The sequence below is a fragment of the Actinomadura sp. 6K520 genome (genome assembly GCF_004349245.1).
Classification (GTDB): Bacteria; Actinomycetota; Actinomycetes; order Streptosporangiales; family Streptosporangiaceae; genus Spirillospora.
The window spans coordinates 1-6168 of record NZ_SMLC01000283.1 but is presented as its reverse complement, the minus strand read 5'-3'; the positions used below and the strand labels follow the sequence as shown (position 1 = coordinate 6168).

Below are 6168 nucleotides of genomic sequence, written 5' to 3'. Positions count from 1 at the left end.
CCATTCCCGCTCCCCCTGGAAATCCCGCCGCCGCGCGCTGTTCGTGGCGGCCCGCACCGCCCCGCCCACCACCGGCGCACCGCGCACGGTGACGACGCCGTTCACAAGAAAGGCGTTCCGCCGGCTCGCCGCCGTCCTCGCGGGCGTGCTCATGCTGGCGCCGCTCACACCGGTGCGCGCGGCAGTGCAGGACATACTGCCGATGACCGTCACCAACAATTCCGGGCGCGCCGGGCAGGTGCACCTGTACGTGGTCGGCGTGAACATCGAAACCGGCCGGCTCGGATATGTCGACGAGGCGGGGACGTTCACGCCCTGGCCTGCGGGTTCGCTTCCGCCGAGCCCCGCTCCCGACGTCTCGATCAGCGGCCCCGCCGATGGCGCGGCGAAGACGCTCCGCATTCCGCGCGGCCTTTCCGGACGCGTGTACTTCTCGATCGGGGAGAAGATCAGCTTCTTCCTCACTCCCGACGGACTCGTCCAGCCGGCGCCGTGGAATCCGAGCGACCCCAACCACGACGTCATCTTCGACTGGAGCGAATTCACCTTCAACGCCGACGGGCTCTGGCTCAACAGTTCCCAGGTCGACATGTTCAGCATTCCGCATTCCGTCGCGGTCACGAACGGCGCGGGCACGACGACACGGACGGGCGTACTCGTACCGAATGGCCGGGAACGCATCTTCAACGCCGTACAAGGCCAGGCCGGAGACTGGACCGGTCTGGTCACGACACGTGCCGACGGTTTGCGGCTCCGCGTCCTTTCTCCGGCGAAAGGCATCGACGCGGGCGTTTTCAGCTCCACATATCTCGACGGGTACATCGGCAGCGCGTGGGACGCCTACAGAACGCGCACGCTGACCGTCGTGCCGTTCCAGCACGAGCCGGAGAAGCGGTTCTCCGGCCGGACCGACGCCGGCGGCGTCATGCACTTCACCGACGGCACGGGCGCCGTGGTGGCGTCGTTCCAGAAGCCCACCACGAAGGACGTGTTCGGCTGCGACGGCAGGCTCCACGCGCCCAACGACCACGTCGTGGGCCCGATCGCGCGGACGCTGTGCGCGGCGCTGCACCGCTCGACGCTCGGGCATCTGGACACCCAGCCCACCTACGACCCTGGCCAGTTCTACACGCGGGAGGTCACCGACCACTACTCGCGGATCGTCCACGCGAACATGGCCGACGGCAGGGCGTACGGATTCCCGTTCGACGACGTCGGCGGGTTCGAGTCACTCGTCCACGACGGCTCCCCGGCATCCGCCGAGATCGGCTTGACGCCGTGGTGACCTGATGTGGTCGTGACATGACCCGTCCGATGCGAAGGTGGTGGCGTGACCTCGCTGTCCGCCGAGCACGGGCGACCGCCGGCGTCTCCGCGCGAGACGCCGGCGGGCCGGTTCGGGGCGCTGCGGCGGCACCGGCGATGGCTGCTCGCCCTCGCCGTCGCGGCGCTGCTGGCCCAGATGGCGGCGGCGATGCTCACCACCGCCGTGCGGCAGTCCCCGACCAATGACGAGCCGGCGTACGTGGGGGCGGGCGCGTTCTACGTGTACGAGCACGACCTGCGCTACAACCCCGAGCATCCGCCGCTGGGCAAGCTGCTCGTCGGCGCCGGGGTCGCCCTCGGCGGAGCGCGTTTCGACGCCGCCTTCACCGGCAGCCAGTACGCGGTCGGGAGGCATCTCCTGTACGGCTCCGGCAACGACGCCCAGCGGGTGCTGCTGGCGGCGCGGCTCCCGGTCATCGTCCTGACGCTGCTGTTCGGCCTCGTCGTCTTCGCGTTCGCCCGCGACCTCGCCGGGCCGCTCGGGGGGCTCGGGGCGCTCGCGCTGTACTCCTTCTCCCCCGACGTCATCGCGCACGGGTCGCTGGCCACGCTCGACGTGCCGATGGCCGGGTTCCTGCTGACGGCGGTATGGCTGCTGTGGCGGGCGCGGCGGCGGCCCCGGCGCTGCCTCCCGCTCGCGGGGCTGGCGCTCGGCGCGGCCGTGGCGACCAAGATGAGCGCGCTGCCGGCGGTTCCCGTGCTGGTGGGCCTGGCCGCGGTCTCCGTGTGGTCGGCCGGGCGGGGACGCAGCCCCTCCCGCCGCCGGCTCCTCGCGGCCTGCGCCCTGTCGGCCGCCGGGATCGCCGTGCTCGTGGTCACGGTGGTGTGGGCGAGCTACCTGGCCGTCGACCCGCGGCTGCACTGGACGGCACCGGCGGACGTGCCGTCCATCGGCGGGGCGCGCGGGCTCGCCGCCGGCCTGCTGCCGTTCCCCGAGCCGTTCCGGGACGGGATGCGCGTCCAGTTCGGCTTCGAGGACCTCCGCTGGACCGGCTTCCTGTTCGGCCGGGTCTACCTGGGCTCCCTCTGGTACTACCTCCCCGCCGCGCTCCTGGTGAAGACGCCGCTCGGGACGCTCGCGCTGTGGGCGGCGGGCATCACCGCGCTCCTCGCGGTGCCGCGGCTCCGGCCCGCCGCGCCGTACGTCCTGCTGCCCGCCGCCGTGCTGCTGGCGGCGGCCATGACCGGCGACCGCGACCTCGGCGTCCGCTACGCCATCTTCCTCCCGATGTTCCTCGCGGTGGCGGCGGCCGGCCTGACCGCCGTCCGGTGGCGCTGGACACGGGCCGTGGCGGGGGCCCTGGTGCTGTTCACGGCGGCCAGCTCGCTGCGGGCGTTCCCGTTCTACCTGCCCTACTCCAACGAGGCGTTCGGCGGCCCGGCCAGGACCCACCTGCACTTGCACGACTCGAACGTCGACTGGGGCCAGGACCTTCGCCGCCTCGCCGACCGCCTCCGGGAACGGCACGCGGGCGAGAAGGTCTGGCTCGCCTACAAGGGCCAGGGCGTCCCCTCCTACTACGGCATCCGCGCGTCGGACCCGCTCACCGTCCCGCCCGGCCGGGTCCGCGGGCTGCTGGTGGTGTCGAACACCTGGATCGCCAAGTCCGACCCGCGGCTGGCCCCGCTGATCGGCACCGCCGAGCGGATCGGCGGCGTCGGCCACTCCATCACGATCTTCCGCCGCCCGTAGGCCGGCCGTCGGGCGGGCCCGCGCACGTCTCGCTCGTGCATTCGCCGCTGTAGGCCCGGACGCTCCAGCTCCCCGGAACCGGCTGGAACCCGGCCAGGAACCGGTCGAGTTCGGCCGCGGTCCAGGGCCGTTTCGGTCCCTGCGGCGTCACGCGGGTCGGGAGCGCGACCACCTCGAACGCGACCGGGACTCCCGGAGTGGTCCGCAGGTATGCCGAAGCACCGTCGTTCTCGCTGCAGCCGCCGCCGCTCAGGACGCCCTTGTCGACCTGGAAGACCATGAACGCCGAGGAGCAGCGGTAGGTGAGCATGCTGTGCCTCCCCGTCGGCGTGAACTCGAAGCGGGCCTTGCGTCCGGCCGTCGGGTAACGCACCTCCAGCACCGGCCGCATCCCCTCCTGCGGGGACGAACGCGGGAACGCCTCGTCGGCCGCCCCCGCCATGAGCGGCGGCGCCTTCACGCCGGAGGCCACGGACGCCTGCCCCGTCTCCCGCGCCTGGATGAACCCGGCGAACGTCCCCGCCACGAGCGCGGCGCCGGCGGCGCCCGCGACGGCACGGCGCCCGCGGTCGCGCCTGACCCGGCGCCGCACCAGCGGCAGCAGATCCGGCGAGGGTGCTCCGCGGGCGCTGCGCTCCTCCATGACCTCGGTCAGCTCGTCCAGCGTGTGCGGCATCGTCAGCCCCTTCCTGTCGGTGCGTCGGCGAGCAGTCCGGGATCGACCCGGAGTTTGGCGAGGGCCTTGCTGGTCTGGCTCTTCACGGTCCCGACCGAGCAGCCGAGGATCGCCGCCACCTGCGGCTCGGTGAGGTCCTCGAAGTACCGGAGGACGACCGTGGCGCGCTGGCCGTGCGGCAGCCTGCCGAGCGCCGCCCAGAGCACCGCCTTGTCCGCGGCGGCCCCGATCTCGTCCGCCGGGTCGCTCTCCTCCGGCAGCCCGTCGGTCGGCCGCTCCCCGCGCCAGCGCCGTCTCATCCACGACGCATGCGTGTTGACCATGATCCGGTAGACGTAGGGGTCGGGGTCGTCCCCCACCCGCCGCCAGGCCCGCCATGCCTTGACCAGCGCGGTCTGCAGCAGATCCTCCGCCTGGCCCCAGTCGCGGCACAGCAGGTAGGCCGTTCTCAGCAGCCGCGGCGACCGCTCCGTCACGTACGCCGCGTAGTCCGGTCTCTCTCGCATCCGACCTCCTGAACGACGGTTCCTGCCGACTACTACCGCCGAGACCCCGCGAACGGTTGCCCGCCCTCCCGCCGGATCAGGCGGGCGCGCGTCAGTGCCGGTGTGTGCGGGCGGGCCCCATCATCCCGCCCGGGAGGGCCGCGGCCGGCGTGTTCCGTCCCGTCCGCTGTGGTTGGCTGAGCGCATGTACGACGTCGTGATCGCGGGCGGCGGGCACAACGGGCTGGTCGCGGCCGCCTACCTGGCCCGGGCCGGGCGGCGGGTCCTGCTGCTGGAACGGCTCGGCCACCTGGGCGGGCTGGCCGTCTCGGCGCGGGTGTTCCCCGGGGTGGACGCGCGGGTGTCCCGCTACTCGTATCTCGTGAGCCTGCTGCCGTCGCGGATCGTCCGCGACCTGGGGCTGAAGATCGAGCTGCGGGGGCGGCGGTACGCGTCGTACACCCCGGCCGGCGACGGCGGCCTGCTGATCGACAACGGCGACGAGGCGCGGACGGCCGCGTCCCTCGGCGGCGACGCGGCCGCGTGGCGGCGGTTCTACGGGATGGCCGGGCGGGTCGCGGCCCGGGTCGCGCCGACGCTGCTGGAGCCGCTGCGCGACCGGGCCGGGCTGCGGTCCGCCGTGGCCGACGAGGTGGCCTGGCGCGACCTGTTCGAGCGGCCCATCGGGGAGGTGGCCGACGAGCGGTTCGCGAGCGACACCGTCCGCGGGGTGGTGCTCACCGACGCGCTGATCGGCACCTTCGCCGATCCGGCCGGCCCCTCGCTACTGGCCAACCGCTGCTTCCTCTACCACGTCATCGGGAACGGCACCGGCGACTGGAACGTGCCGGTGGGCGGGATGGGCGCGGTGACGGGTGCGCTGGCCGATGCCGCCCGCGCCGCCGGGGCGGAGCTGCGGACGGGGATGGAGGTGCTGGCGGCCGACCCGTCCGGCGAGGTGACGTTCCGGGACGCCGCAGGCGCCGAACACACCGTCTCCGCCCGGTGGGTCCTGGTGAACATGCCGGCCGAGAGCGAGGGCGGGGCCGAGGGGTCGCAGCTGAAGGTGAACATGGTGCTCTCCCGGCTGCCCCGGCTGCGCGACCCGTCCGTCCGGCCGGAGGAGGCGTTCACCGGGACCTTCCACATCAACGAGGCGCGCACGCAGCTGGACAGGGCGTACCGGGAGGCGGCGGCCGGCCGCGTCCCGGCGCTGCCGCCCGCCGAGGTCTACTGCCACTCGCTGACCGACCCGTCCGTTCTCGGCCCGGAGCTGCGGGCGGCCGGGGCGCACACCCTGACGCTGTTCGGCCTGCACATGCCGGCGCGGCTCTTCCGGGCGGACCCGGCGGGCGCGCGGGAGGCGGCCCTGCGCGCCACGCTCGCCTCGTTCGGCTCGGTGCTCGCCGAGCCGATCGAGGACTGCCTGCTGCGCGCCCCGGACGGCTCGCCGTGCCTGGAGGCCAAGACGCCCGTCGACCTGGAGGCCGAGGCGGGCCTGCCCGGCGGGCACATCTTCCACCGCGACCTGTCGTGGCCGTTCGCCGAGGACCCCGGTGAGCGGGGACGCTGGGGTGTCGAGACCGAGCACCCGCGGGTGCTGCTGTGCGGGGCGGGCGCGCGGCGAGGCGGCGGCGTCAGCGGCATCCCCGGGCACAACGCCGCCCGCGCCGTCCTCGCAGCCGGTTAGCGCCCGCAGGCGCGGTGCAGCGCCTCCGTCACCGGCCCGGGGTCGGCGGAGGGGAGGACGGCGGCGAGGTGCCCGTCCGGGCGGACGATATGGACGGTGTCCGGCCCGGCCCGCAACACCGCCCGGAGCACCCCGTCCACGTCGATGTCGTCCAGCGCGTGGACCGTGCAGGGAACGCCGGTCCGCGGCCGCGGCACCCGGCGGTCCGCGGTCAGGACGACGAAGCCGGTGCCGAACAGGCGGCGCAGGCGGGTGCGCTCGCCGGCGACGGCGCACGGGCCGTCCGGGCAGAGGACGC

Annotated in this window: 5 protein-coding genes and 1 pseudogene; 3 read left to right on the top strand and 3 right to left on the bottom strand. The window is 74.0% G+C overall.

Features of this window, described 5'->3' with window-relative positions:
* Positions 1–1285, top strand: a 1285-nt coding sequence (locus E1289_RS35855) for a beta-1,3-glucanase family protein (protein ID WP_243713414.1), incomplete at its 5' end; no start/stop codon positions are given.
* A 45-nt stretch (positions 1286–1330) separates the two neighbouring features.
* On the top strand, positions 1331–3019 hold the full coding sequence (locus E1289_RS35850) for a phospholipid carrier-dependent glycosyltransferase (RefSeq protein ID WP_207929373.1): 1689 nt from the start codon (positions 1331–1333) through the stop codon (positions 3017–3019).
* On the opposite strand, the gene E1289_RS35845 is transcribed toward E1289_RS35850, so the two are convergent.
* Positions 2997–3695 (bottom strand): hypothetical protein, encoded by a 699-nt coding sequence (locus E1289_RS35845; RefSeq protein ID WP_131988342.1) that lies wholly within the window; start codon positions 3693–3695, stop codon positions 2997–2999. The two genes, E1289_RS35850 and E1289_RS35845, sit on opposite strands and share 23 nt — an antisense overlap.
* Before the next feature lie 2 nt (positions 3696–3697).
* The gene (locus E1289_RS35840) at positions 3698–4201 is read right to left on the bottom strand and encodes a SigE family RNA polymerase sigma factor (RefSeq protein ID WP_131988340.1); all 504 of its coding nucleotides are present in this window, start codon (positions 4199–4201) and stop codon (positions 3698–3700) included.
* Between the two features lie 184 nt (positions 4202–4385).
* Between E1289_RS35840 and E1289_RS35835 the strand changes: the two genes are divergently transcribed.
* Entirely contained in the window at positions 4386–5870 is a 1485-nt protein-coding gene (locus tag E1289_RS35835; protein ID WP_131988338.1) for an NAD(P)/FAD-dependent oxidoreductase, read from the top strand.
* Here the strand turns inward: E1289_RS35835 and E1289_RS38695 are convergent.
* Positions 5867–6168, bottom strand: a pseudogene (locus E1289_RS38695) (pentachlorophenol monooxygenase); the annotation flags it as partial. The gene E1289_RS35835 and the pseudogene E1289_RS38695 overlap by 4 nt on opposite strands.

Excerpts from the sequence above, each read along its gene's own strand:
- E1289_RS35845 (WP_131988342.1), bottom strand. The coding sequence starts at position 3,695 with ATGCCGCACACGCTGGACGAGCTGACCGAGGTCATGGAGGAGCGCAGC.
- E1289_RS35840 (WP_131988340.1), bottom strand. The coding sequence starts at position 4,201 with ATGCGAGAGAGACCGGACTACGCGGCGTACGTGACGGAGCGGTCGCCG.
- E1289_RS35835 (WP_131988338.1), top strand. The coding sequence starts at position 4,386 with ATGTACGACGTCGTGATCGCGGGCGGCGGGCACAACGGGCTGGTCGCG.